The 24,239-nt window shown below is 71.9% G+C and carries 21 protein-coding genes; 7 read left to right on the plus strand and 14 right to left on the minus strand.

All coding sequences use genetic code 11. From position 1 onward, the window contains the following. Positions 1 to 14 precede the first annotated feature (14 nt). Positions 15 to 1,034: a cytochrome d ubiquinol oxidase subunit II gene (cydB, locus tag ACWCV9_RS23355; RefSeq protein ID WP_450789212.1), complete on the plus strand. Its 1,020-nt coding sequence runs from the start codon at positions 15 to 17 to the stop codon at positions 1,032 to 1,034. 59 nt (positions 1,035 to 1,093) lie between these two features. After that, positions 1,094 to 4,687, plus strand: a complete 3,594-nt coding sequence (gene cydD, locus ACWCV9_RS23360; protein WP_450789214.1) for a thiol reductant ABC exporter subunit CydD — start codon at positions 1,094 to 1,096, stop codon at positions 4,685 to 4,687. A 38-nt stretch (positions 4,688 to 4,725) separates the two neighbouring features. On the opposite strand, the gene ACWCV9_RS23365 is transcribed toward cydD, so the two are convergent. The 5 genes from ACWCV9_RS23365 to ACWCV9_RS23385 form a co-directional block, all read right to left on the minus strand. Continuing rightward, positions 4,726 to 5,610, minus strand: a complete 885-nt coding sequence (locus ACWCV9_RS23365; RefSeq protein ID WP_450789215.1) for a Cof-type HAD-IIB family hydrolase — start codon at positions 5,608 to 5,610, stop codon at positions 4,726 to 4,728. Positions 5,611 to 5,669: 59 nt separating this feature from the next. Beyond that, positions 5,670 to 6,572 carry an LLM class flavin-dependent oxidoreductase gene (locus ACWCV9_RS23370; RefSeq protein WP_450789217.1) on the minus strand — a complete coding sequence of 301 codons (903 nt, stop codon included), beginning with the start codon at positions 6,570 to 6,572 and terminating at the stop codon, positions 5,670 to 5,672. Between the two features lie 112 nt (positions 6,573 to 6,684). Next, positions 6,685 to 7,248: an RNA 2'-phosphotransferase gene (locus ACWCV9_RS23375; RefSeq protein WP_450789413.1), complete on the minus strand. Its 564-nt coding sequence runs from the start codon at positions 7,246 to 7,248 to the stop codon at positions 6,685 to 6,687. A gap of 222 nt (positions 7,249 to 7,470) precedes the next feature. After that, positions 7,471 to 9,225, minus strand: a complete 1,755-nt coding sequence (locus ACWCV9_RS23380) for an SDR family oxidoreductase (protein WP_450789219.1) — start codon at positions 9,223 to 9,225, stop codon at positions 7,471 to 7,473. Then, complete coding sequence (locus ACWCV9_RS23385; RefSeq protein WP_450789220.1) at positions 9,222 to 10,064, minus strand: M24 family metallopeptidase; 843 nt, start codon at positions 10,062 to 10,064, stop codon at positions 9,222 to 9,224. The genes ACWCV9_RS23380 and ACWCV9_RS23385 overlap by 4 nt, the downstream gene beginning before the upstream one ends. Before the next feature lie 227 nt (positions 10,065 to 10,291). Here ACWCV9_RS23385 and ACWCV9_RS23390 point away from each other — a divergent pair, with 227 nt between their 5' ends. The 5 genes from ACWCV9_RS23390 (at position 10,292) to ACWCV9_RS23410 (ending at position 14,137) form a co-directional block, all read left to right on the plus strand. After that, complete coding sequence (locus tag ACWCV9_RS23390; RefSeq protein WP_450789415.1) at positions 10,292 to 11,272, plus strand: ABC transporter ATP-binding protein; 981 nt, start codon at positions 10,292 to 10,294, stop codon at positions 11,270 to 11,272. After that, entirely contained in the window at positions 11,262 to 12,170 is a 909-nt protein-coding gene (locus tag ACWCV9_RS23395) for an ABC transporter permease subunit (RefSeq protein ID WP_450789221.1), read from the plus strand. The genes ACWCV9_RS23390 and ACWCV9_RS23395 overlap by 11 nt, the downstream gene beginning before the upstream one ends. Continuing rightward, positions 12,167 to 13,078, plus strand: coding sequence for an ABC transporter ATP-binding protein (locus ACWCV9_RS23400; RefSeq protein WP_450789223.1), 912 nt, complete (start codon positions 12,167 to 12,169; stop codon positions 13,076 to 13,078). Before ACWCV9_RS23395 ends, ACWCV9_RS23400 begins: the two co-directional genes overlap by 4 nt. Positions 13,079 to 13,088: 10 nt before the next feature. Further along, on the plus strand, positions 13,089 to 13,808 hold the full coding sequence (locus ACWCV9_RS23405) for an ABC transporter permease subunit (RefSeq protein ID WP_385841488.1): 720 nt from the start codon (positions 13,089 to 13,091) through the stop codon (positions 13,806 to 13,808). 80 nt (positions 13,809 to 13,888) lie between these two features. Further along, positions 13,889 to 14,137 carry an SGM_3592 family protein gene (locus tag ACWCV9_RS23410; RefSeq protein WP_450789224.1) on the plus strand — a complete coding sequence of 83 codons (249 nt, stop codon included), beginning with the start codon at positions 13,889 to 13,891 and terminating at the stop codon, positions 14,135 to 14,137. A gap of 189 nt (positions 14,138 to 14,326) precedes the next feature. On the opposite strand, the gene ACWCV9_RS23415 is transcribed toward ACWCV9_RS23410, so the two are convergent. The 9 genes from ACWCV9_RS23415 to ACWCV9_RS23455 form a co-directional block, all read right to left on the minus strand. Further along, positions 14,327 to 15,127, minus strand: coding sequence for an HAD family hydrolase (locus ACWCV9_RS23415; RefSeq protein WP_450789225.1), 801 nt, complete (start codon positions 15,125 to 15,127; stop codon positions 14,327 to 14,329). Further along, positions 15,124 to 16,401 carry a serine--tRNA ligase gene (gene serS, locus ACWCV9_RS23420; protein ID WP_385841485.1) on the minus strand — a complete coding sequence of 426 codons (1,278 nt, stop codon included), beginning with the start codon at positions 16,399 to 16,401 and terminating at the stop codon, positions 15,124 to 15,126. Before serS ends, ACWCV9_RS23415 begins: the two co-directional genes overlap by 4 nt. 589 nt (positions 16,402 to 16,990) lie before the next feature. Beyond that, on the minus strand, positions 16,991 to 17,923 hold the full coding sequence (gene pheA, locus ACWCV9_RS23425) for a prephenate dehydratase (protein WP_450789227.1): 933 nt from the start codon (positions 17,921 to 17,923) through the stop codon (positions 16,991 to 16,993). 140 nt (positions 17,924 to 18,063) lie between these two features. Beyond that, positions 18,064 to 19,341 (minus strand): iron uptake transporter deferrochelatase/peroxidase subunit, encoded by a 1,278-nt coding sequence (efeB, locus tag ACWCV9_RS23430; protein WP_450789229.1) that lies wholly within the window; start codon positions 19,339 to 19,341, stop codon positions 18,064 to 18,066. Between the two features lie 8 nt (positions 19,342 to 19,349). Next, positions 19,350 to 21,284 (minus strand): copper resistance CopC/CopD family protein, encoded by a 1,935-nt coding sequence (locus ACWCV9_RS23435; protein WP_450789231.1) that lies wholly within the window; start codon positions 21,282 to 21,284, stop codon positions 19,350 to 19,352. Positions 21,285 to 21,297: 13 nt separating this feature from the next. After that, the gene (locus ACWCV9_RS23440) at positions 21,298 to 21,753 is read right to left on the minus strand and encodes a copper chaperone PCu(A)C (protein WP_450789233.1); all 456 of its coding nucleotides are present in this window, start codon (positions 21,751 to 21,753) and stop codon (positions 21,298 to 21,300) included. After that, positions 21,750 to 22,406 carry an SCO family protein gene (locus ACWCV9_RS23445; protein ID WP_450789235.1) on the minus strand — a complete coding sequence of 219 codons (657 nt, stop codon included), beginning with the start codon at positions 22,404 to 22,406 and terminating at the stop codon, positions 21,750 to 21,752. Before ACWCV9_RS23445 ends, ACWCV9_RS23440 begins: the two co-directional genes overlap by 4 nt. 107 nt (positions 22,407 to 22,513) lie before the next feature. Continuing rightward, positions 22,514 to 23,218: a YcnI family copper-binding membrane protein gene (locus tag ACWCV9_RS23450; RefSeq protein ID WP_450789236.1), complete on the minus strand. Its 705-nt coding sequence runs from the start codon at positions 23,216 to 23,218 to the stop codon at positions 22,514 to 22,516. Between the two features lie 104 nt (positions 23,219 to 23,322). Then, positions 23,323 to 24,174: a hypothetical protein gene (locus ACWCV9_RS23455; protein WP_450789238.1), complete on the minus strand. Its 852-nt coding sequence runs from the start codon at positions 24,172 to 24,174 to the stop codon at positions 23,323 to 23,325. Between the last annotated feature and the right edge of the window lie 65 nt (positions 24,175 to 24,239).

Raw genomic sequence — 24,239 nt, forward strand, 5'->3', positions numbered from 1 at the left:
CCGAGGGGACAGTCATGGAACTTCACGACGTCTGGTTCGTCCTGATCGCCGTCCTGTGGACCGGCTACTTCTTCCTGGAGGGATTCGACTTCGGGGTCGGCATCCTCACCAAGCTGCTGGCCCGGAACCGGTCCGAGCGCCGGGTGCTGATCAACACCATCGGCCCGGTCTGGGACGGCAACGAGGTGTGGCTGCTCACCGCCGGCGGCGCGACCTTCGCCGCCTTCCCCGAGTGGTACGCCACCCTCTTCTCCGGCTTCTACCTGCCCCTGCTGGTCATTCTGGTCTGCCTGATCATCCGGGGGGTCGCCTTCGAGTACCGGGCGAAGCGACCTGAGGAGAACTGGCAGCGCAACTGGGAGACGGCGATCTTCTGGACCTCGCTGATCCCGGCGTTCCTGTGGGGCGTGGCCTTCGCGAACATCGCCTGGGGCGTGAAGATCGACCGGAACTTCGAGTACGTCGGCAGCGTCGGGGATCTGCTCCACCCCTACGCCCTGCTGGGCGGCCTGGTGACGCTCACGTTGTTCACCTTCCACGGAGCGGTGTTCACCGCGCTCAAGACCGTCGGTGACATCCGGGTGCGGGCGCGGAAGCTGGCGCTCTGGGTCGGTCTGGCCACGGCCGTGGTGGCACTCGCCTTCCTGCTGTGGACACAGGCCCACAGCGGTGACAGCGCGAGCCTGGTGGCTCTGATCGTCGCGGTCGTCGCGCTGGTGGCCGCCCTCGTGGCCAACCAGGCAGGCCGGGAGGGCTGGTCATTCGCACTGTCCGGGGTCACCATCGTGGCCGCCGTGGCGATGCTCTTCCTCTCGCTCTTCCCGAACGTCATGCCGTCGACGCTCAACGGGGAGTGGAGCCTGACGGTCTCCAACGCCTCGTCGAGCCCCTACACCCTGAAGATCATGACCTGGTGCGCAGCGATCGCCATGCCGATCGTCCTGCTCTACCAGGGCTGGACCTACTGGGTGTTCCGCAAGCGGATCGGTACGCAGCACATCGCTCCTGACGCTGCTGCCGGCGCCGCACACTGAGTCCGCCGAGGGTGTGTTTCACGTGAAACACACCCTCTGGACCGAAGGGCATGTTTCACGTGAAACCCATCGATCCGCGTCTTCTGCGGTACGCCCGCGCCACCCGCGTCTTCCTGGTGGCGGTCATCGCCCTCGGGGCGGTCGGTGCCGGGCTGGTCATCGCTCAGGCGATGCTCATCGCCGACATCGTCGTCGGGGCCTTCCAGCAGGGGCAGTCGGTCGCTGAGCTGCGCAGTCCACTGCTGTTGCTGGCGGGCGTGGCGGTGGGGCGGTCGGTGGTGGCGTGGCTCACCGAACGCGCGGCCCACCGGGCCAGTGCGGCGGTGAAGTCGGAGCTGCGGGGGCGGCTCCTCGAGCGGGCGGCCGCTCTTGGCCCCGGGTGGCTGAGCGGTCAGCGGACGGGTTCGCTCGTCACTCTGGCCACGCGGGGCGTCGATGCCCTCGATGACTACTTCGCGCGCTATCTGCCGCAGCTGGGGCTTGCGGTGGTCGTACCGGTGGCCGTGCTGGCGCGGATCGTCACCGAGGACTGGGTGTCGGCGGCGATCATCGTCGGCACGCTGCCGCTGATCCCGCTCTTCATGGTGCTGATCGGCTGGGCCACGCAGTCCCGGATGGACCGGCAGTGGCAGCTGTTGTCCCGGCTGTCCGGCCATTTCCTGGACGTCGTCGCAGGGCTGCCCACGCTGAAGGTGTTCGGCCGGGCCAAGGCACAGGCCGCGTCCGTCCGCCGGATCACCGGGGAGTACCGGCAGGCGACCATGCGGACCCTGCGGATCGCCTTCCTGTCCTCCTTCGCGCTGGAACTGCTGGCCACGCTGTCGGTCGCGCTGGTCGCCGTGACGATCGGGATGCGGCTCGTCCATGGCGAGATGGATCTGTCCATCGGTCTGGTGATCCTGATCCTGGCGCCCGAGGCGTATCTGCCGCTGCGGCAGGTGGGGGCGCAGTATCACGCGGCGGCGGAGGGGCTCGCCGCTGCGGAGGAGATCTTCTCGGTGCTGGAGACGCCGGTTCCGGCGGCGGGCGAGGGTGCGGTGCCGGTGTCCGCGGAGGGCTCGGTGGGTGCGGTGGTCTTCGAGGGGGTCACCGTTCGCTATCCGGGGCGGTCGGCCGATGCCGTGACCGATGTGTCCTTCTGGGTGGAGCCGGGTGAGACCGTGGCGCTGGTCGGGCCGAGCGGGGCGGGTAAGTCGACGCTGCTGAACGTGTTGTTGGGGTTCGTCCGGCCCACCGGGGGCCGGGTGCGGGTCGGGGGAGCCGATCTCGCCGACCTCGACCCGGAGGCGTGGCGGGCGCGGATCGCCTGGGTGCCGCAGCGGCCGCATCTGTACGCCGGGACCATCGCGGAGAACGTACGGCTGGCCCAGCCCGGTGCGGACGACGCTGCGGTGCGGCAGGCGCTGCGGGACGCGGGGGCGCTGGAGTTCGTGGATGCGCTGCCGGAGGGGGCCGAGACGGTTCTCGGTGAGGACGGGGCCGGGTTGTCGGCGGGGCAGCGGCAGCGGCTCGCGTTGGCGCGGGCGTTTCTGGCGGATCGGCCGGTGCTGTTGCTGGATGAGCCGACGGCTGCGCTGGATGGGGCGACGGAGGCGGAGGTTGTGGCGGCGGTGCGGAGGCTGGCCGCTGGGCGGACGGTGTTGCTTGTGGTGCATCGGCCGGCGTTGCTGGGGGTTGCCGGGCGGGTGGTGCGGTTGGGTGTGGGCGGTGGGGTGGTGAGTGGCGCGGAGATGTTGGGTGGCCGGGGTGGCAGTGAGCGTTCCAGGGGGCTCCGCCCCCTGGACCCCCGTCCTCGACCACCCGCCACCCGACTCGGTCGGCTGGATGGTGAGCCCACGGCGTCTCCGCTCGCTCGGCTGGATGGTGAGCCTGCTGCGTCTTCCGCGGCGAGGGCTCGGGGGTTGAGGTGGGTTCGGGGGCTGGCCGGGGAGTGGTGGGGGCGGCTGGGGTTGGCCCTGGGGCTCGGGAGTCTGGCGCTGGGGTGTGCCGTCGGGCTGATGGCGACCTCCGGGTGGCTCATCTCGCGGGCCTCGCAGCAGCCGCCGGTGCTGTATCTGATGGTGGCCGTGACGGCGACCCGGGCCTTCGGTATCGGGCGGGCCGTCTTCCGGTACGCGGAGCGGCTGGTGTCGCACGACGCCGTACTGCGGATGCTGGCCGACACCCGGGTCGCGGTGTACCGGCGGCTGGAGCGGCTCGCGCCCGCCGGGCTCCGGACCGTGCGCCGGGGTGACCTGCTCACCCGGCTGGTCGCCGATGTGGACGCGCTTCAGGACTACTGGCTGCGCTGGCTGCTGCCGGCCGGGGTCGCTCTGGTCGTCTCCGCCGCTTCCGTCGGCTTCACGGCGTGGCTGCTGCCCGAGGCGGGGGCCGCCCTTGCGGCCGGCTTGCTGGTGGCCGGCGTGGGGGTGCCGCTGGTGACCGCGACGGCGGCCCGGCGCACCGAGCGGCGGCTGGCGCCCGCGCGGGGGGTGCTCGCCACCCGGGTGACCGACCTGCTCACCGGCACCGCCGAGCTGACCGTCGCCGGTGCGCTGCCCGCCCGTGCCGAGGCGGCCCGGCGGGCCGACGCGACCCTCACCCGGATCGCCTCGCGGGCGGCGGCCGTCACCGCGCTCGGCGACGGGCTCACCGCCCTGGTCTCCGGCCTGACCGTCACCGCCGCGGCACTGTTCGGCGCCCAGGCGGTGGCCGCGGGCCGGCTCGGCGGGGTGGCCATGGCCGTGGTGGTCCTCACTCCGCTGGCCGCCTTCGAGGCCGTCCTGGGGCTGCCGCTCGCCGTGCGCTACCGCCAGCGGGTGCGGGGCAGCGCGGAGCGGGTGTACGAGGTGCTGGACGCCCCGGAGCCGGTGCGCGAGCCGGAGCGGCCGCGGCAGGCGCCCGCCGTGCCTTTCCCCGTGGTCCTCAAGGGGCTGTCCGCGCGGCACGAGGGACAGCGGCGGGAGGCGCTGGCCGGGGTCGATCTCACGCTGGAGCAGGGCCGCCGGATCGCCGTGGTGGGGCCGTCGGGTTCCGGCAAGACGACTCTCGCCCAGGTGCTGCTGCGGTTCCTCGACGCCGAAGCGGGCTCGTACACGCTCGCCGGTGTGGACGCGCACACGGTGGCCGACGACGACGTACGGCGGCTGGTCGGACTGTGCGCGCAGGACGCGCATCTCTTCGACAGCTCGGTGCGCGAGAACCTGCTGCTGGCCAGGAAGGACGCCACCGAGGACGAGCTTCGCCGGGTGCTGGCGCGGGCGCGGCTGCTGGACTGGTTGGACGGGCTGCCCGACGGCCTGGACACGCTGGTGGGAGAGCACGGGGCCCGGCTGTCGGGCGGTCAGCGGCAGCGGCTGGCGCTGGCCCGCGCCCTGCTGGCCGACTTCCCCGTACTGGTCCTGGACGAGCCGGCCGAGCATCTGGACCTGCCGACGGCCGACGCGCTCACTGCCGATCTGCTGGCCGCGACGGAGGGCCGTACGACCCTGCTGATCACCCATCGGCTGGCGGGTCTGGAGGCGGTGGACGAGGTGATCGTGCTGGACGGCGGCCGGGTGGTGCAGCGGGGTCCGTACGCGGAGCTGGCCGCGGTGGACGGGCCGCTGCGGACGATGGCACGCCGGGAGGCGGAGGCGGAGTCGCTGGTGGGGGCGTCCTACTCGTCCTTCTAGGGCCTCTCCTTCCGGAGCTTGCCGGCGGAGGAAATGCGCTAGAGGTCCGCCAGCAGGCGCTCGATGATCACTGCGACGCCGTCGTCGTTGTTGGCGACCGTGCGGCCCGAGGCGGCGGCGATCACCTCGGGGTGGGCGTTGCCCATCGCGTACGACTGTCCGGCCCAGGTGAGCATCTCGACGTCGTTGGGCATGTCGCCGAAGGCGACGACCTCCTCGTGCGAGATGCCGCGTTCGGCGCAGCACAGCGCGAGCGTGCTGGCCTTGGAGACCTCGGGGCCGCTCAGTTCCAGCAGGGCGCTGGGGCTGGAGCGGGTGACGTTGGCATGGCCGCCGACGGCGAGCCGGGCGAGGCCCAGGAAGGCGTCGGGGTCGAGGTCGGGGTGGTAGGCGAGGATCTTCAGGACGGGCTGGTCGGCGTCCGGGCCGTCGGGAGCGAGGAGGTCCTCGGCGGGCAGCAGCCGGTCGGGTATCTCCATGTGCAGCTTGGGATAGGCCGGTTCCTGGTGGAAGCCGTACGTCTGCTCGATCGCGAACACCGTGCCGGGAGCCGCGTCGCGCAGCAGTCCGACGGCACTCAGGGCGTTCTTGCGGTCCAGTTCGCGCACCTTCACGAAGCGGTGGGCGCCGGGGCCGCCGTGCAGGTCGACGACGGCGGCGCCGTTGCCGCAGATCGCCAGGCCGTGGCCGTGGACATGGTCGCTGACGACGTCCATCCAGCGGGCCGGGCGGCCGGTGACGAAGAAGACCTCGATGCCGGCCTCCTCGGCGCGGGCCAGCGCGGCGACGGTCCGCGGGGAGACCGACTTGTCGTCGCGCAGCAGGGTGCCGTCGAGGTCGGTGGCGATCAGCCGCGGCCGTACGGCGGCGGACGGGGTCCCGGGCTGTCTGGTCGCTGAGGTCACCCGGCCATTGTCGCGCATATGCCATCACGCCCGTGCGGAACTCCGCACAGATGAGACACAGATGACGTCCGGAGCCGTCAGCCCAGCTGGGCCAGGGCCTCCATGGCGATCTGCTCGAAGACCTTCTCGTCGGCGGCGAAGTCGGAGTCCGGGATCGGCCAGTGGACGACGATCTCGGTGAAGCCCAGCTCGCGGTGGCGGCCGGCGAAGTCCACGAAGGCGTCCAGCGACCGAAGCGGCTGGTTCCGGTCCGGGGTGAAGCCGGTGAGCAGGATCTTGTCCAGGTCCGCCACGTCGCGCCCGGCGGCCGCGCACGCCTCGGACAGCTTGCCGAGCTGCCCGCGCAGGGCCGCTACGGACTGCTCGGGGGTGCCGGTCTCGTACAGCTTCGGGTCGCCGGTGGTCACCCAGGCCTGGCCGTGCCGCGCGGCGAGGCGGAGGCCGCGCGGGCCGGTGGCCGCCACCGCGAACGGCAGCCGGGGGCGCTGCACACAGCCGGGGATGTTCCGTGCCTCGTGCGCCGAGTAGAAGCGGCCCTCCTGGGTCACCGCGTCCTCGGTGAGCAGCCGGTCGAGCAGCGGGATGAACTCGGCGAGCCGGTCGGCGCGCTCGCGCGGGGACCAGGGCTCCTGGCCGAGGGCGGTGGCGTCGAAGCCGGTGCCGCCGGCGCCGATGCCGAGGGTGATCCGGCCGCCCGAGATGTCGTCGAGGGAGATCAGCTCCTTGGCGAGGGTCACCGGGTGGCGGAAGTTCGGCGAGGTGACCAGGGTGCCGAGGCGGAGGGTGTCGGTGGCGGCCGCGGCGGCGGTCAGCGTCGGTACCGCGCCGAACCAGGGGCCGTCGCGGAAGCTGCGCCAGGACAGGTGGTCGTAGGTGTACGCGGTGTGGAAGCCGAGCTCCTCGGCGCGCGTCCAGGCCGCGCGGCCGCCTTCGCTCCAGCGGCGGTAGGGCAGGATCACGGTGCTCAGACGCAGGCTCATGCGTCCGAGACTAAGCGGCACCACGGACAGCGGACGAAACGGTCACCGTGCGCGCCCGCTCCACCACGGACGGGCAGGGGGCCGGGGCTGGTCCGCATGGATGGGGCCGCCGTCAGCGCGGGCCGGGAAAGCGCAGGTAGCGGGGCGGTACGGCGTCGGTCAGCCAGACGCCGTTGGCGCTGACGTGGAAGACGTGGCCGTCGCGATGCATGGCACCGGCGTCGACGGCGAGCACCACGGGACGGCCCCGGCGGGCACCGACCCGGGTGGCGGTCTCCCGGTCGGCGGACAGGTGCACGGCGTGCCGGTTCATGGGCTTGAGCCCGTCGGCGCGGATCGCGTCGAGGCTGCGGGCGACCGTGCCGTGGTACAGGTACGGCGGCGGGGTCGCGGGCGGCAGGCCGAGATCGACGTCGATGCTGTGGCCCTGGCTGGCGCGGATGCGGGTGCCCTCGATCGCGAAGCGCTGTTTGTCGTTGCCGGCCACCACGTGGTCCAGCTCCGCACGGGTGAACCGGAACCCGTGCGCGGCGGCCGCGGCGATCAGTGTGTCGATCTCCGCCCAGCCGCCGCGGTCCAGTGTGAGGCCGATGCGCTCGGGCTGGTGCCGGAGGTGTTTGGAGAGGTACTTGGACACCTTCACGGCACGTCTCTCGTCCGGCCGGTCCTCGCTCACACGTCTGTCGCTCACCTGTCCCTCGCTCACGCGTTTCCCGCTCACCTGTCTCTCGTTCATACGTCCAGCGTGCGGGAGAGACGCGGATCACGCAGGTTGTTTTCCTTCCGAGGTTTGATCCACAAGCAAGTGCAGTTATCCACAAGCCCAGTTGGCAGATCTGTGGACAAGTGCCCGGGGAATGGGGATGTTTGGCCAACTCCCCAGCCGCTCAAGGCACTCTCACAACTTCGGTTCCACACGCGCGAGTCGGCGCAGCGCACCCGGCAGGAAGCGGGACAGCAGATGGGCGCCCCGGGCTTCCGGAGTCACCGGGACGACCGCCTTGTTGCGGGCGACCGCGTCCAGCACCGCGTCGGCCACCTTCTCCGGCGGGTAGTTCCGAAGGCCGTACAAGCGGGCGGAGTTCTTCTGGCGGCGGCGTTCCTCCGCCTCGTCGACGCCGGTGAAGCGGGCGGTCGCGGTGATGTTGGTGTTGACCAGGCCGGGGCAGAGCGCGCTCACCCCGATGTCCTGCGCGGCGAGTTCGGCGCGCAGGCACTCGGAGAGCATCAACACGGCTGCCTTCGAGGTGCTGTAGGCCGGCAGCGCGCGGGACGGCTGGAAGGCGGCCGCCGACGCGATGTTGACGATATGGCCGCCCTGTCCGCGCTCGGCCATGCGGGCGCCGAAGAGGCGGCAACCATGAATCACACCCCAGAGGTTGACGTCCAGGACCCTGCGCCAGTCGTCGGTCGTCGTGGTGAAGAAGGAGCCGGACAGCCCGATCCCCGCGTTGTTGACCAGCACGTCCAGTACGCCGTACTCGCGGTGCACCTTCTCGGCGAGCTTCTCCATGGCCTGCTCGTCGGCGACGTCGGCCGTCTCGGCCCATGCCCCGGACGCGCCGATCAGCCGGGCGAGTTCGGCGGTGCGGGCCGCCGTCTCGGCGTCGCGGTCCACGGCGATCACGCGCGCGCCCGCCTCCGCGAAGGCGAACGCGGTGGCCCGGCCGATTCCGCTGCCCGCCCCGGTCACCAGCACCAACTGGCCCGCGAACCGGTCGGCGTGGCGTCCGGTGGCCCGCTCGTCCGGCCGGCCGCCCTCGACGCCGGTGGCGAACTCCTCGATCCAGCCGGCCACTTGGTCGGGGCGGGTGCGCGGCACCCAGTGCTTGGCCGGGAGGGTGCGGCGGGTCAACCGGGGCACCCACGCGTCCAGGTCGTCGTAGAGGCGCTCGGAGAGGAACGCGTCCCCCTGGGGCGTGATGAGCTGCACGGGCGCGTGTGCGTACGCGTCCGGGCGGGGCCGGCGCAGCCGGGCGCGGACGTTGTCCCGGTACAGCCAGGCGCCGTGGGCGGCGTCCGAGGGCAGGGAGGCGGTCGGGTAGTCGCCGGCGGGGACCTGCTCGACGCGCCGCAGGATCCCCGGCCAGCGCTTCCCGAGCGGGCCGCGCCAGGCCAGCTCCGGCAGCGCGGGTGTGTGCAGCAGATAGACGTACCAGGACTTGGCGCCCTGGCCGAGGAGCTGGCCCACCCGGCGGGGCGTCGGACGCTTCACGCGCGCGTTGATCCAGTGCCCGAAGTGGTCCAGGGACGGTCCGGAGATGGAGGTGAAGGAGGCGATACGGCCCTCGGTGCGGCCGGTCGTGGCGAACTCCCAGGACTGCACCGAGCCCCAGTCGTGGCCGACCAGGTGCACCGGCCGGTCCGGACTGACCGCGTCCGCCACGGCCAGGAAGTCGTCCGTCAGCTTGGCGAGCGTGAAGCCGCCGCGCAGCGGCTCGGGAGCCGTCGACCGGCCGTGGCCCCGGACGTCGTAGAGGACCACATGGAAGCGGCCGGCCAGGCGCTGCGCGACCGGTGACCAGACCTCCTTGCTGTCCGGATAGCCGTGCACCAGCACCACCGTCGGCTGCTCCGGGTCGCCCAGCTCGGCCACGCACAGCTCGACCCCGCCGGTCCGCACCCAGCGCTCACGCGCACCCTCGAGTGTCACTTCTCCTCCGCCCAGCGCCGCACGTGCGGCAGATCGTCGTCCAGCCAGAACGCGCTCTCCTCGGGGTCCTTCGAGTCGGTGACCACGAGGATCTCCTCGAACTTGGCGCCCGTGCCGCGGAAGCCGAGGTGCGGTTCGACCGCCCACAGGCCCGGCTGCGGCGGGTGGTCCGAGAAGCGGTACGGCGACCACAGGGGCGACCAGCCCTCGCGGTGGCCGTGCAGCGCGTCGGCGGCGAGGCCCTTCAGGGACTGGGTGCCGAACCCGAACAGATGCGGGGAGAAGCGGCGCTGCCCGACCCGGTCCACCTTGTGGGCGATCACGCCGAACGGATACGCCCGGTGCCGGTTGGCATAGCCCTGGCGGACCATGAGCCGGTCCACGTCCTCGTAGATGTCCCGCAGCGGGCGCCGCTCGCGCACCTCGCGCAGGATCAGCTCGCGGTGCGCCTCCAGGTCGGCCAGCAGCCGGTCCTGCACCGGGTTCACGCCGAGCGAGCCCGAGTAGCCGATGTCCGCCGTGTATCCCTCGTACACCGGCGCCATGTCCAGGATGAACGGCATCCCGGGCGCCAGCGCGCGGTCGGTGGGGAAGAACTGGAGCGGGATGCGGAAGTTCACGAACGCCGTACGGTCCCCGAACCAGGCGAAGGGCAGGTGGAACCAGTCCCGCACCCCGCGCTCGCGCAGCCACTCACGCTGCATCCGTGCCGCCTCGCGCTCGGTCACGCCCGGCTCCAGGCGTGCCGCGACCGCCTCCGCGCACTCGTAGGCGAGGCGCTGCACCCGCCTGAACCCCCGCAGTTCCGCGGAGAGTTCCCTGCTCACTGCCGTCGTCATGCCGCCCGTCCCGTCGTCCGCGGTACGCGTCAGTAACTTGACTCTGGTGACACTCGCACTTGTTAGAGTCGGCGTCAATAGGCGTGTCGGCAGGGTGCCGGCGGCCCCCCGAACGGCCCCGCAGGGGGGAATCCCCTAGGGCCCCGTAATACCTGGGTCTGAGGTGAAGACGGCTCTGTGGTCTGACGACGGACGTGTCCGGGATCACTACCGTCGTAGACGTGACTTTGATCGCGACCGAAAGCCTGAGCAAGCGGTTCCCCCGGGTGACCGCGCTCGACCGGCTGTCCGTGGACATCGGACCCGGTGTGACCGGACTCGTCGGGGCCAACGGCGCCGGCAAGTCCACCCTGATCAAGATCCTGCTGGGTCTGTCCCCCGCCACGGAGGGCCGCGCCGCGGTGCTCGGCCTCGACGTCGCCACCGAGGGCGCCGCCATCCGTGAGCGCGTCGGCTACATGCCGGAACACGACTGCCTGCCGCCGGACGTCTCGGCCACCGAGTTCGTCGTCCACATGGCCCGCATGTCCGGCCTGCCGCCCACCGCGGCCCGCGAGCGCACCGCGGACACCCTGCGCCACGTCGGGCTGTACGAGGAGCGCTACCGCCCCATCGGCGGCTACTCCACCGGCATGAAACAGCGGGTCAAGCTCGCGCAGGCCCTGGTGCACGACCCGCAGCTGGTCTTCCTGGACGAGCCGACCAACGGCCTCGACCCGGTCGGCCGCGACGAGATGCTCGGCCTGATCCGCCGGGTGCACACCGAGTTCGGCATCTCCGTCCTGGTCACCTCCCATCTGCTCGGCGAGCTGGAGCGCACCTGCGACCACGTCGTCGTCATCGACGGCGGCAAGCTGCTGCGCTCCAGCTCCACCACCGACTTCACCCAGAGCACCGCCACCCTCGCGATCGAGGTCACCGACAGCGACACCCACCCGGACGGCACCCGCGCGGTCCGCGAGGCGCTCCACGCGCGCGGGGTGGACACCCGCGCGGAGGGCGCCGGACTGCCCGGCGCGGGCCACATCCTGCTGCTCACCGCACAGGGCGAGGAGACCTACGACCTGGTCCGGGACGTGGTCGCCGACCTCGGCCTCGGCCTGGTGCGCATGGAGCAGCGCCGGCACCACATCTCCGAGGTGTTCACCGGCGAGGACGCACACAACAGTGACGAGCAGCGGAAGGAGGCCGTCGGCCATGGCGGTTGAGCAGCCCCTGACCACATCCGCGGGCGACCAGACCCGCATCCACGACATCGGCTACCGCGGCTACGACGGCCCCCGCCTCGGCCGCGCCTACGCCCGCCGCTCGCTGTACTCGCAGTCCCTGCGCGGCTCCTACGGCCTCGGCCGCTCGGCCAAGTCCAAGGTGCTGCCGATGCTGCTGTTCACGGTGATGTGCGTGCCCGCGGCCATCATGGTGGCCGTCGCGGTCGCCACCAAGGCGCACGAACTGCCGGTGGCCTACACACGCTACGGGATCATGCTCCAGGCCGTGATCAGCCTGTTCGTCGCCGCGCAGGCACCGCAGTCCGTCTCCCGCGACCTGCGGTTCAAGACCGTACCGCTGTACTTCTCGCGGCCCATCGAGACCGCCGACTACGTCCGTGCCAAGTACGCGGCGCTCGCCTCGGCGGTCTTCGTCCTCACCGCCGCCCTGCTGGTCGTGATGTACGCGGGCGCCCTGCTGTCCAAGCTGGACTTCGCCCACCAGACGAAGGAATTCGCCGAGGGACTGGTCTCCGTGGCCCTGCTCTCCCTGCTCTTCGCCGGTATCGGCCTGGTCATCGCAGCCGTCACCCCGCGCCGCGGCTTCGGCATCGCCGCCGTGATCGCGGTCATGGTCATCTCCTATGGCGCGGTCTCCACGCTCCAGGCCATCGCCTACACCCAGGGACACAGCGGGGTCATCCCCTGGATCGGCCTGTTCTCGCCGGTCACCCTGATCGACGGGGTCCAGTCGGCCTTCCTGGGCGCGACCGCCCGCAACCCCGGAGGCGTCGACCCGTCGGCCGGACAGGGCGTGGTGTACGTCCTGGTGGTCCTCGGCCTCATCGCCGGCAGCTACGGCCTCCTGCTGCGCCGCTACAAGAAGGTGGGACTGTGACCACACTGAGCCTCGACCACGTCTCCCGCTGGTTCGGCAACGTGGTCGCCGTCAACGACATCACCATGACCATCGGCCCCGGAGTCACCGGCCTGCTCGGCCCGAACGGCGCCGGCAAGTCCACCCTCATCAACATGATGGGCGGCTTCCTCGCCCCCTCCACCGGCACGGTCACCCTCGACGGACGGCCGGTCTGGCGCAACGAGGAGATCTACCGGCACATCGGCATCGTCCCCGAGCGCGAGGCGATGTACGACTTCCTCACCGGCCGCGAGTTCGTGCTCGCCAACGCCGAGCTGCACGGCCTCGGCGCCACGGCCGCCCAGCGCGCCCTCGCCACGGTGGAGATGGAGTACGCGCAGGACCGGAAGATCTCCACCTACTCCAAGGGCATGCGGCAGCGCGTGAAGATGGCGAGCGCCCTCGTCCACGACCCGTCGCTGCTGCTGCTCGACGAGCCGTTCAACGGCATGGACCCGCGGCAGCGCCTGCAACTCATGGAACTGCTGCGGAAGATGGGCGACGAGGGCCGCACCGTGCTGTTCTCCTCGCACATCCTCGAAGAGGTCGAGCAGCTGGCCCGGCACATCGAGGTCGTCGTCGCCGGACGGCACGCGGCCAGCGGCGACTTCCGCAGGATCCGCCGCCTGATGACCGACCGCCCGCACCGCTACCTGGTCCGCTCCAGCGACGACCGCGCCCTCGCCGCCGCGCTGATCGCCGACCCGTCCACCTCGGGGATCGAGGTCGACCACGCCGAGGGCGCGCTGCGCATCCAGGCCGTCGACTTCGGCCGCTTCACCACCCTGCTGCCGAAGGTCGCCAGGGACCACGGCATCCGGCTGCTCACGGTCTCGCCGTCCGACGAGTCCCTGGAGTCCGTCTTCTCGTACCTGGTCGCGGCGTAGGAGGCCGAAGATGTACGACCCCACCGTCGCCCGGCTCACCTACCGGGCCCTGCTCGGCCGCCGTCGGGCCCTCATCCTCGGCGCGCTGCCGCTGTTGCTCATCGTGATCTCCGTGGTGGTGCGCTCCCTGACCGGCGCGGACGACCAGACCGCCGCCGACGTCCTCGGCGGGTTCGCGCTCGCCACCATGGTGCCGATCATCGGTGTCATCGCGGGCACCGGTGCGATCGGCCCCGAGATAGACGACGGCTCCGTCGTCTATCTGCTGGCCAAGCCGCTGAAGCGGCCGACGATCATCTTCACCAAGCTGATCGTCGCCATCGCGGTGACCATGGTGTTCTCGGCGGTGCCGACCCTGATCGCCGGTCTGATCCTGAACGGCAACGGCCAGCAGATCGCCGTCGCCTACACCGTCGCCGCGCTGGTCTCCTCCATCGCGTACTCGGCCCTGTTCCTGCTGCTCGGCACGGTCTCCCGGCACGCCGTGGTCTTCGGGCTGGTCTACGCGCTCGTGTGGGAGGCGCTGTTCGGCTCCCTGGTGCCCGGGGCGCGCACGCTGAGCGTCCAGCAGTGGTCGCTGGCCGTCGCCCACAAGCTGGCCGGCGGCGACCTGGTCACCTCCGAGGTGGGCCTGCCGACCGCGGTGGTGCTGCTGGTGGCGGTCACCGTGCTGGCCACCTGGTACGCGGGCCAGAAGCTGCGCTCGCTGAAGCTGGCGGGCGAGGAGTAGGCCCCGGCGGCGGCCTTGACGGGGACTTCATCCGGGGCTGGCGCAGACTGGATACGGCGGACACGGCGAGGAGGCCGGTAATGGCAGGGGAAAGGGAGCCGCAGGACGGTCGCGGGCAGCCGCCGGCCGGGAGCGACGCCTGGGACGACCTCGTCCTGGACGAGGACTTCGTCCGCGCCGCCGGGACCGCCGAACCGTCCGCGCGGGCCCGGATGCTCGCCGCCCGCTGGCGGGGCGAGGCGCCTGAGCCGCAGCCCTGGCGGTCCGACGAGCCGCCGGCCGGCTGGTTCTTCAGCAAGGCGCGCAGACGCAGATGGCGTCGGCGCTAGCCGAGCCGCCGTTATTCGGTGGCAGTCGACTCGGTGTCGGCGCAGAGTGGTTGTGCACCATCTGCCGGGAGTGTCCGAGCGGGATGGGCTGGGATTGTCGGCGGCCGCTTCGAGCATGTGAGCCTCGCGCCCGCGTGGGCCGCCCTCCCTAGTGCCCCCCTTGTCACAAGGGGGGCACTCTGCCCCGGGTCACGCCAGCAACCGCTCCAGCACCACCGCGATGCCGTCCTCCTCGTTGGAGGTGGTCACCTCGTCGGCCACCGCGCGCAGTTCCTCGTGGGCGTTGGCCATGGCCACCCCTCGGGCGGACCAGGCGAACATCGGGATGTCGTTGGGCATGTCGCCGAACGCGAGCGTGTCGGCGGCCTTCAGACCGAGGCGGCGGGCGGCGAGAGACAGACCCGTGGCCTTGGACAGCCCCAGCGGGAGCAGCTCCACGATGCCCTCACCCGCCATGGCCACGCTGACGAAACCGCCGGCCGCGATCCGTGCGGCCTCGGCCAGCTCGTCGTCGCTCAGCGTCGGATGCTGTATGTAGATCTTGCCGAGCGGGGCCGACCACAGGTCGGACGCGTCGGTGAAGGGGGTGGCCGGCAGCCTGCCCGTGACCGCGTAGCCCGGGCCCACCAGCACCTCGCCGTCGAGGCCGTCCCGGCTGGCCGCCAGATAGAGCGGGCCGACCTCGGCCTCGATCTTGGCCAGGGCCACGCCCGCCAGCTGCCGGTCCAGGGTGACCGAGGTCAGCAGGCGGTGCGCGCCGGCGTCGTAGACCTGGGCGCCCTGGCCGCAGACGGCGAGGCCGTCGTAGCCGAGGTCGTCCAGGATGTGCCGGGTCCAGGGGACCGCGCGGCCGGTGACGACGATATGGGCCGCGCCCGCCGCGGTGGCCGCGGCGAGCGCCTCACGGGTGCGCTGCGACACCGACTCGTCGGAGCGCAGGAGCGTTCCGTCGAGGTCGGTGGCGATGAGCCGGAAGGGGAACCCGGTCACTTGGCGACCGGCTCCAGGACCTCCCGGCCGCCCAGGTACGGGCGCAGCACCTCGGGGACCCGGACGGAGCCGTCGGCCTGCTGGTGGTTCTCCAGGATCGCCACGATGGTGCGCGGTACGGCGCACAGCGTGCCGTTGAGGGTGGCGAGCGGCTTGACCTGCTTGCCGTCGCGGACCCGGATGGACAGCCGGCGGGACTGGAACTCGGTGCAGTCCGAGGTCGAGGTCAGCTCGCGGTACTTGCCCTGGGTCGGGACCCACGCCTCGCAGTCGTACTTGCGGGCGGCCGAGGCGCCGAGGTCACCGGAGGCGACGTCGATGACGCGGAACGGCAGCTCCAGCGAGGTCAGCCACTGCTTCTCCCACTCCAGCAGGCGCTGGTGCTCGGCCTGGGAGTCCTCGGGCGCGACGTACGAGAACATCTCGACCTTGTCGAACTGGTGCACGCGGAAGATGCCCCGGGTGTCCTTGCCGTGCGAGCCGGCCTCGCGGCGGAAGCAGGGCGAGAAGCCCGCGTACCGCAGCGGCAGCTTGTCGGCGTCGATGATCTCGTCCATGTGGTAGGCCGCCAGCGGGACCTCGGAGGTGCCGACCAGGTACAGGTCGTCCTTGTCGAGGTGGTAGACGTCCTGGGCGGCCTGGCCGAGGAAGCCGGTGCCCGCCATGGACTGCGGGCGGACCAGCGCCGGGGTGAGCATGGGGGTGAAGCCGGCCGCCGTGGCCTGGGCGATCGCCGCGTTCACCAGGGCCAGCTCGAGCAGGGCGCCGACGCCGGTGAGGAAGTAGAAGCGGGAGCCGGAGACCTTGGCGCCGCGCTCGACGTCGATGGCGCCGAGCAGCTGGCCCAGCTCCAGGTGGTCCTTGGGCTCGAAGCCCTCGGCGGCGAAGTCGCGGATGGTGCCGTGCGTCTCCAGCGTGACGAAGTCCTCCTCGCCGCCGACGGGCACGTCGGGGTGGACGAGGTTGCCGAGCCGGAGCAGCAGTTCCTGGGTCTCGGCGTCGGCGGCGTCGCGCTCGGCGTCGGCGGCCTTGACGTCGGCCTTCAGCTGCTCGGCGCGCTTGAGCAGTTCGGCCTTCTCGTCGCCGGTGGCCTTGGGGATGAGCTTGCCGAGCTGCTTCTGCTCGGCGCGCAGCTCGTCGAAGCGGACGCCGGAGGACCTGCGCCGCTCGTCGGCAGACAGGAGAGCGTCGACGAGCGCGACATCCTCTCCACGGGCACGCTGAGACGCGCGCACACGGTCGGGGTCCTCACGAAGCAGGCGAAGGTCAATCACAGGGCCAAGGCTACCGGTGCGGGGTTGCCGCTCACGAATCACAATTCCGGGGAGTTCTGATTCGCTCCATACGTTCCGCTATGCGGTAATTGCCGACTGTGTCGAGTCCGGTCGAGTCCCGATCAAGGGAACGAGTCCGGTCAAGGGAAAGTGTCTCACTCCCTGGGACGGGGCAGGTCCGAGGTGCCTGGTTGACCGGATTTCCTTGTGGAGAGCGGCACTTGGCGGGCCGGCCGCACCCCTGTTGTCCACAGGGACTCACCCCTCTCCGATGAGTTATCCACAGGCTGTGCGGAAGATCTGTGGATTTCGGAATCGATCACTCCGGAAGTGTCGAACGCAGCGAAGAATTCCCCGCTCAAACCGCTTCGACACCCACTTTCGGTGGAAAACGGTCGCCCTGAAAGATGAACCAAAGGAAACAGGTGGACGAAGGGTGGCCGATGCGTCGGTAGACCCGCCTGTGGGGCGAAGGGGGATTTGTCGACCGACCGGCCCGTCCTTGTCGACTTGTCCCCAGGTCGAGAAGAGGACCTGTGGATAACGTCTGTGGATAACGCCGGCCCGGGTGCGACTGGCTGGAACCGGCCTAGAACCGGCCGTCCTGGCAGCGTGCCACCCAGTCGGCCGCCGCGATGAACTCCTGGTCCGAGGTCCCCGGCAGCGCCGGCCGGGCCTCCTTCGCCGTGATGTCCGCGCGCGGGTAGGAGCCGAGGAAACGCACCTGGAGACAGATCCGCTTCAGCCCGGTCAGCGCCTCCGCCATCCGCCGGTCGGTGATGTGCCCCTCGGCGTCGATGCAGAAGCAGTAGTTGCCGATACCGGCGCCGGTCGGCCGGGACTGGAGCAGCATCAGGTTGATCCCGCGGGTGGCGAACTCGCCGAGCAGATCGCGCAGCGCGCCGGGGTGGTCGTCGCGCTGCCACAGCACCACCGAGGTCTTGTCGGCGCCGGTCGGCGCGGCGGGCCGGGCCGGGCGGCCGACCAGCACGAACCGGGTCTGCGCGTTCTCCGCGTCGTGGATCCCGGTCTCCAGGGCCGTGAGGCCGTACCGGGCGGCGGCGAACTCGCCGGCGAAGGCGGCGTCGTAGCGGCCCTCCTGGACCAGCCGGGCGGCGTCCGCGTTGGAGGCGGCGGACTCCCAGGTGGCGTCCGGGAGGTTGGCCCGCAGCCAGTTGCGCACCTGCGGCTGGGCCGCCGGATGGGCGGAGACCGTCTTGATGTCCGCGAGCGTGGTCCCGGGCCGTACCAGCAGGGCGAAGGTGATGGACAGCAGCACCTCGCGGTAGATCATCAGCGGCTCGCCCGCGACCAGCTCGTCCAGCGTGGTGGTGATACCGCCCTCGACCGAGTTCTCGATCGGCACGAACGCCGCCTCGGCCTCGCCGGCCCGCACCGCGTCCAGCGCGGACTGCACCGACACATACGGGATCAGCTCCCGGGTGGCCGATTCCGGCAGCGTGCGCAGGGCCACCTCGGTGAAGGTGCCCTCGGGACCGAGATACGCATAGCTGGCTGGCATGTCCCTCACCCTAATGGCCGCAGGGAAAAGCGGCGGCCGCGTCTCATAAACGCCACTCGACCGGGTGGTTTGAAAGCGTGATCAGCACAGAATTGCCGCGCCGCGCTTGCGCAACCCGGAGCCCCCTGTAGCAGCCCGGATCACCCCTCCAGCAACCGCTGCCCCACGTATTCGCCCTTCGCCGTGCCGCCCGGCACCGCGAACAGCCCGCTCGACTCGTGCCGGATGAACTTCGACAGCGCGTCGCCCCGGTCGAGCTTGCGCTGCACCGGGACGAAGCCGCGCAGCGGGTCCGCCTGCCAGCAGACGAAGAGCAGACCGGCGTCCGGGGTGCCGTCCGCGGCGAAGCCGTCGTGGTAGGAGAAGGGGCGCCGCAGCATGGCCGCCCCGCCGTTCTGGTCGGGCCGGGAGATCCGGGCGTGCGCGTTGACCGGGACCGCGTACCCGCCCCGGGCGTCGGTCTTCTCCAGGTCCATCGGGGTCGTCTCCGTGCCCCCGGACAGCGGCGCCCCGTTGTCCTTGCGCCGCCCGATGACCTGCTCCTGCGCGGACAGGGACAGCTTCTCCCAGTCGTCCAGCAGCATCCGGATCCGGCGTACGACGGCGTAGGAGCCGTTCGCCATCCAGGCGGGCTCACCGCCGGCCGGCACGAAGATCCGCTGGTCGAAGTCGGCCTCGGCCGGCTTGGGGTTGCGGGTGCCGTCGAGCTGGCCCATGAGGTTGCGGGCGGTCATGGGGTGTGAGGTGGCGCCCGGGGTGCGGTTGAAGCCGTTCATCTGCCAGCGGATCCGGGCCGCGTCGCCCGCGTCCTTCTGGACGGCGCGCAGGGCGTGGAAGGCCACCAGGGCGTCGTCCGCGCCGATCTGCACCCACAGGTCGCCGTCGCTGCGCGCCTTGTCGAGCCGGTCGGAGGAGAAGTCGGGCAGCGGGTCCAGGGCGGTGGGCCGCTGCTTCTCCAGTCCGGTGCGGCCGAAGAAGCTGTGGCCGAAGCCGAAGGTGATGGTCAGCGAGGAGGGGCCGGCGTCCCGGGCCACGTCGGTGTCGCCGTGCGGCGCGGCCTCGCCCGCCATCAGCCGCTCGGCCGTCGCCGACCAGCGGCGCAGCAGGGCCGCCGCCTCCTTGCGGCCCGCGCCCGGCGCCAGGTCGAAGGCGATCAGATGTCCGCGCGCCTGGAGGCCTTCGGTGATGCCGGGCTGATGTTTCCCGTGAAACATCGCGCGGCCGGTGCCGACGGAGGTCAGCGGGGTGGCCCGGGCGGGCGCGGCGGCGTAGCCCGCGGCTCCGCCGGCCGCGCCGAGCATCAGCCCGGTGGCGCCGGCGGTGCCGAGCAGCGTGCGCCGGGAGACGCCCGCGGGAGCGGTCTCCTGCACCGGCGCGTCGGAGGTGCGGGGCTGCGGAATGGACTGGTGCTCGGGCATGGTGTCGTTCAGCCGATCTGCGCGTTCTTGGAGACGGTCACCTGGTCGATGTCGGAGGTGCGCACGGTGACGGCGATCTTCCAGTCGCCGGCCATCGGGATCTGCACCCCCTCCGCGGCCCAGTGGCCGGTGGTGATGTGGTCGGGGGTCACGGGGAGCGGGCCGATCTTCTTCGCGTCGAGGGTGAAGGCGATCTTCACCTCGGGGACGTCGAAGGCCTGTCCGCCGGGCTTCTGGACGTAGACGTGCATCTCGTTGGCGCCGACGCGCGCGGGGTCGAGATCGACGCTGACGACGCCCTTGCCGCCCGTGCCGCCGGTGTCGAAGGGCATGTCCAGGGTGAGTGCGCCGTTCGACGGCACCGCGGCGGTGCCGGACGACGAGGTGGCGGCCCTGGCCTCCTGCTCGGTGCGGCCCGGCTCGGTCTGGGTCAGTGCGGTGGTGACGGCGAGCAGGACGACGGCGACACCGGCCTCGGCCAGCACCGAGCGGCGCAGTCCGAAGCGGTTCGGATCGGCGTCCCTCAGCCGCTTCTGCCGAGCGGCATCCATCGCGGCCCGCTGCCGGGCGAGCTGGGCGGCACGCTGCGAGTCACCGGAGCCGGAGCGGGTCTTGCTGGTGCCAGTGCTCCTGCGCTTGGCTGCCGCGGGCTCCTTCGCCTGCTCGGCGGCGGCGACGGCGGCCCTGGACGCGAGGGTGTCATCGGCGTCCCGGTCGGCGAGCCGTGCCGTCCACCGCCGGGACACCGCCGCGATACCGGTCATCAGCGCCACCAGCCCGATCTTGACCAGCAGCAGCTGGCCGTACCGGGTGCCGGTGAACGCCGACCAGGAGCCGAGCTGGCGCCAGGACTGATAGGCGCCGGTGGCGACCAGTGCGAGGACGGAGCCGAAGGCCAGCCGGGAGAAGCGGTGGACGGCGGCGGCCTCGACCGGGGTCTCGGCGGGCGCCCGGTACAGCGCCACCAGCAGGGCGGCGAGCCCGCCCAGCCAGGCGGCGACGGCGAGCAGATGGACGACGTCGACGGGCATGGCGATGCCCGGCTGGAGCCCGGTGGAGGCGTGCTCGGCCATCGCCCAGCTCGCCGCCAGCCCGGCCGCGACGACCAGCCCGCCGACCGCGAGCCCGAAGGTCAGGTCCCGCTTCTCCGCGCCCTCCTCGCGCCGCTGGTAGGCGCCGAAGAGGACGGCGATGAACAGCGCGGCGGCGGCGAGCAGCAGCAGCCGGGAGACCAGCGCGGCACCGGTCTTGGTCTGGAGCACCTGGCCGAGCAGATCGAGGTCGAAGACGTCGGCGAGCTTGCCCGAGGTGGTGTAGGAGCCGCGCAGGAGCAGCAGCCACAGGGTGGCCGCGGTGAGGGTGAGCCAGCCGCCGACGACCAGCCGCTGCACGGGCCGTACGCCCGCGCCGGGCCGCCAGCAGGCGAGGACGAAGGCCGCGCCGCCCGCGAGCACGATGAACCCCGCGTACGAGGCGTACCGGCCGAGGGCGTAGAGCCAGCCGACGGCGCCGCCGCCCGCGGTCGGCCCGGTGCCGGTGACCACGGTCGGCGAGGGCGCCCCGACGGAGAAGGTGTAGGCGCCGGCGACGGGGTGGCTGTCGGCGGAGACGACCTGGTAGGTGACCGTGTAGGTGCCCTTGCCGAGGCCGCTCTTGAGCCGTACGGCGTAGGTCGTGCCGCCGGTCTCGGCGGGGGCGCCGGTCTGCACCGGCCTGCCCCGCGGGTCGAGGACGCGCAGCGAGTCGTCGTTCATCGCCACCTTCTCGGAGAAGGTGAGCGACACCTGGGTGGGAGCCTGCTTGACCACCACCCCCTGGGCGGGGTCGCTGCCGGTCAGCGCGGCGTGCGCGGAGGCCGGTGCGGCGCCCGCCAGCAGGGCGCCGGCGACGGTGAGGAGCAGCAGCACCACTGCCCGCAGACGGGGGGTGATGGTCCGGATCACGGTGGTCCCTCCCTCAGTGGCCGGTCGGTGGGTGGTACGTGGCGGACTTCACCGGCATCTCGACCGTCAGGGGCCCGGACGTGGCGAAGGTCAGCTTCACGGCGACCGTCTGGCCCTGCCTGGGCGCGCGCTTCAGCTTCTCGAACATCAGGTGGTTGCCACCGCTTTTGAACACGAGTTGACCATGGGCGGGTATGGCGAAGGAGGTCTTCTCCGCCATGGCTCCGCCGACGGTGCTGTGCATGGTGACCTGGCCGGCCACCTCGCTGGTGACCGAGGTCAGCCGGTCGTCCGCCCCGCCCTTGTTGGTGATGGTCAGGAACCCGGCGGCCATGTCGGCGGAGACCGGCTGGGGCATGTAGGGCCCGCTCACCGACAGTTCGGCCTTCGCGGAGTGGGAGCCGGAGCAGCCGGTGAGGATCAGGGCACCGGCGAGCGCGGCGGGTGCGAGAACGGCGCGGCGCCTCACGGCTTGGCCCCCTTGACGAGCTTGGGCAGGTCCTTGGTGTAGTCGTCGACGGTGGCGCTCTCGCCGTAGAGGACGTACCCGGCGTCGGTCTTCGGGGAGAAGGCGATGACCTGGGTGCCGTGGACGGAGACGGTCTTGCCGTTCTTGTCCTTCGTGGTCGGCTCCACGGAGATGCCGAGGGAGCGGGCGCCGGCCTGGACGGTGGCGAAGTCACCGGTCAGACCGATGAACTGGGGGTCGATGCCCTTGAGCCACTTGCCCAGCTCGGCGGGGGTGTCGCGGCCGGGGTCGGTGGTGACGAAGACGACCCGGAGGTTGTCCTGCTCGGCCTTGGGCAGCGCCTTCTTGGCGACGGCGATGTTGCTCATCGTGGTGGGGCAGATGTCCGGGCAGTGCGTGTAGCCGAAGTAGACCAGGGTCGGGTGGCCCTTGGTCTCCTTGCGGAGGTCGTACTGACGGCCGTGGGTGTCGGTGAGGACCAGGTCCGGCTTGGTGAACGGCTGGTCGAGGACGGTGGCGGCCTTGCCCGAGCCGGAATCCGCCGAGACGACGGTGACCGGTGACGCGGTGTCGTTCCCGCTCCCGCAGGCGGTCAGGGTCAGGGTGGCGGCGGCGAGCAGGGTGGCGGCCGCGGCGAACGTCTTCTTGCGCATAGAGAAATGTCCCAGATGTGTGAACTCCGGCGCACACCGGGGTCGTACGACGGGCACGACCAGGCAGGGCGGGCGGGTACGGCCCCGGTGCGCGGTCCGGAAGGGGGCTAGGCGGAGCGGCGGCGGCCGGCGAGGACGCCGTACGCCACACCCGCGGCGCCGATGACGATGCCCGCCACGCCGAGCACGCGGGCGGTGGTGTCGGTGTCGTCGGAGGCGGTCGCGGCGGCCACGTTCTCGGTCCGGCCGGCGACGGTCGTGCCGTGGTGGTCGTCGGCCGCGGCGGACAGCTCCAGCACCGGGGCCGGGTTCTCCGGCTCGGCCTGGCCCTGCTGCGGCACCTCGATCCAGCGGACGACCTCCTTGTCGGAGTACGTCTGGACCGCCTTGAACACCAGCTGGTCGGTGTTCTCGGGCAGCGCGCCGAGGGAGAGCGGGAACTTCTGGAAGTAGCCGGGCTGGATGCCCTTGCCGTCGGCGGTCCAGGTGACCTTGGTGACGGCCTCGGCGATCTTCTCGCCGTGCAGGGTCAGCGGCTTGTCCAGCTTGGACTTGGTGACCTGCACGGTCCAGCCGGGCAGTGGCTCGGGCATGGCCGAGGCCAGCGGGTGGTCGGCCGGGAGGGTCACCTCGAGCTTGGTGGTGGAGGCGTTGTCGCGCTCGTTGGGGACCTTGAAGTCCACGACCGCGAAACCGCCCTTGGCCGCGGTGCCCTCGGGCTGCACGGAGACATGGGCGAAGGCCGGGGCGGCGAGCGCGAGGACGGCGGTGCCCGCGACGGCAGCGGCGGCGGTGATACGGGAAGCCTTCATGGCAGGGAGTACTCCACTGGGAGAGATGCTGAGGAGAGGTACGCATGCGCGTGCCGCGCGACGGCGGCCTCTCCCCGGCAGCGGGGCGGAGTGCTCGCGTCGCGTCAGGCGGCGAGAAGGAAGGCGGCGGCGGGCGGGCCGCGCCGGATCACCGTGTGCTGGAGCGCGGTGGTGTGCGGGGCGGGCACCTCGTCCCGGTCGGTACGACGTGCGCGCGGGCCGGGCCCGGCGGCGGGCAGCAGACCCGCACACAGGGCGTGCGCCAGCGCGAGCGCCGCGCGCAGGGATCGTACGAGCGCCCCCTCGGCGACTCCGTGCGCCGACAGCTCGATCAGCCGCAGCAGGGCGAGATCGCCCCGGCGCAGCAGCCAGCCCGCGGCGACGGCCGCGAGGAGGTGGCCGAGCAGCATCGGCAGCGAGGGCAGCAGGGAGGCGGAGGCTCCGGCGGCGTCGTACGCGTGCGGCAGGGCGCCGGACGCGGCCGGGGGCCGGGCGGAGCGGTCGATCAGGTGCGCGTCCAGCAGCAGCCGGTAGGCGTGCCCGGGGGTGAGGGTGGCGGGGCTCGATCCGCACACCAGCCGGGCGGCCTGCTCGACCAGGGCGGCGCCGCTCACCGCGGAGCCGCGGGAGCCCGCCACGGCCGACCCCATGGGCATCGAGCCCATGGACATCGCGGTGCCGTGCTGGCCCAGCCCGAACAGCGTGTGCAGCACGGTCTGGCCGAGCGCGAGCAGCGCGGCGATGCCCGGCAGCGAGCGGGCCCGCCCGGCGAGCGGAGCCACCAGCAGCAGCGAGCCGAGGAAGCCCGCCCCGAGCGTCCACAGGGGCACCCGCGCACAGGAGGCCAGGGTGTGCCCGGCCGCGGCCAGCACGACGCAGACCGCGGCGAACACCGCGGCCCGCAGCATCCGGAGGCCGGCTCCGGGGCGCGCTGTGCGGGGGTGGGGGGCAGTCATGGCGGGCTCATCATCCCACTGCCTTTACCGCCGTCGTACGGCAGGGCACGGCAGCGACGTCCGAC

The organism is Streptomyces sp. NPDC001606, from assembly GCF_053596835.1.

What these genes read in the sequence shown, in the direction of transcription:
- ACWCV9_RS23365 (WP_450789215.1), bottom strand. Translation starts at nt 5,610, where the DNA reads ATGCGCGACAATGGCCGGGTGACCTCAGCGACCAGACAGCCCGGGACC.
- ACWCV9_RS23410 (WP_450789224.1), top strand. Translation starts at nt 13,889, where the DNA reads ATGGCAGGGGAAAGGGAGCCGCAGGACGGTCGCGGGCAGCCGCCGGCC.
- ACWCV9_RS23445 (WP_450789235.1), bottom strand. Translation starts at nt 22,406, where the DNA reads ATGCGCAAGAAGACGTTCGCCGCGGCCGCCACCCTGCTCGCCGCCGCC.
- ACWCV9_RS23405 (WP_385841488.1), top strand. Translation starts at nt 13,089, where the DNA reads ATGTACGACCCCACCGTCGCCCGGCTCACCTACCGGGCCCTGCTCGGC.
- ACWCV9_RS23370 (WP_450789217.1), bottom strand. Translation starts at nt 6,572, where the DNA reads ATGAGCCTGCGTCTGAGCACCGTGATCCTGCCCTACCGCCGCTGGAGC.
- pheA (WP_450789227.1), bottom strand. Translation starts at nt 17,923, where the DNA reads ATGCCAGCCAGCTATGCGTATCTCGGTCCCGAGGGCACCTTCACCGAG.
- ACWCV9_RS23385 (WP_450789220.1), bottom strand. Translation starts at nt 10,064, where the DNA reads ATGACGACGGCAGTGAGCAGGGAACTCTCCGCGGAACTGCGGGGGTTC.
- ACWCV9_RS23455 (WP_450789238.1), bottom strand. Translation starts at nt 24,174, where the DNA reads ATGACTGCCCCCCACCCCCGCACAGCGCGCCCCGGAGCCGGCCTCCGG.
- ACWCV9_RS23395 (WP_450789221.1), top strand. Translation starts at nt 11,262, where the DNA reads ATGGCGGTTGAGCAGCCCCTGACCACATCCGCGGGCGACCAGACCCGC.
- ACWCV9_RS23450 (WP_450789236.1), bottom strand. Translation starts at nt 23,218, where the DNA reads ATGAAGGCTTCCCGTATCACCGCCGCCGCTGCCGTCGCGGGCACCGCC.
- efeB (WP_450789229.1), bottom strand. Translation starts at nt 19,341, where the DNA reads ATGCCCGAGCACCAGTCCATTCCGCAGCCCCGCACCTCCGACGCGCCG.
- cydB (WP_450789212.1), top strand. Translation starts at nt 15, where the DNA reads ATGGAACTTCACGACGTCTGGTTCGTCCTGATCGCCGTCCTGTGGACC.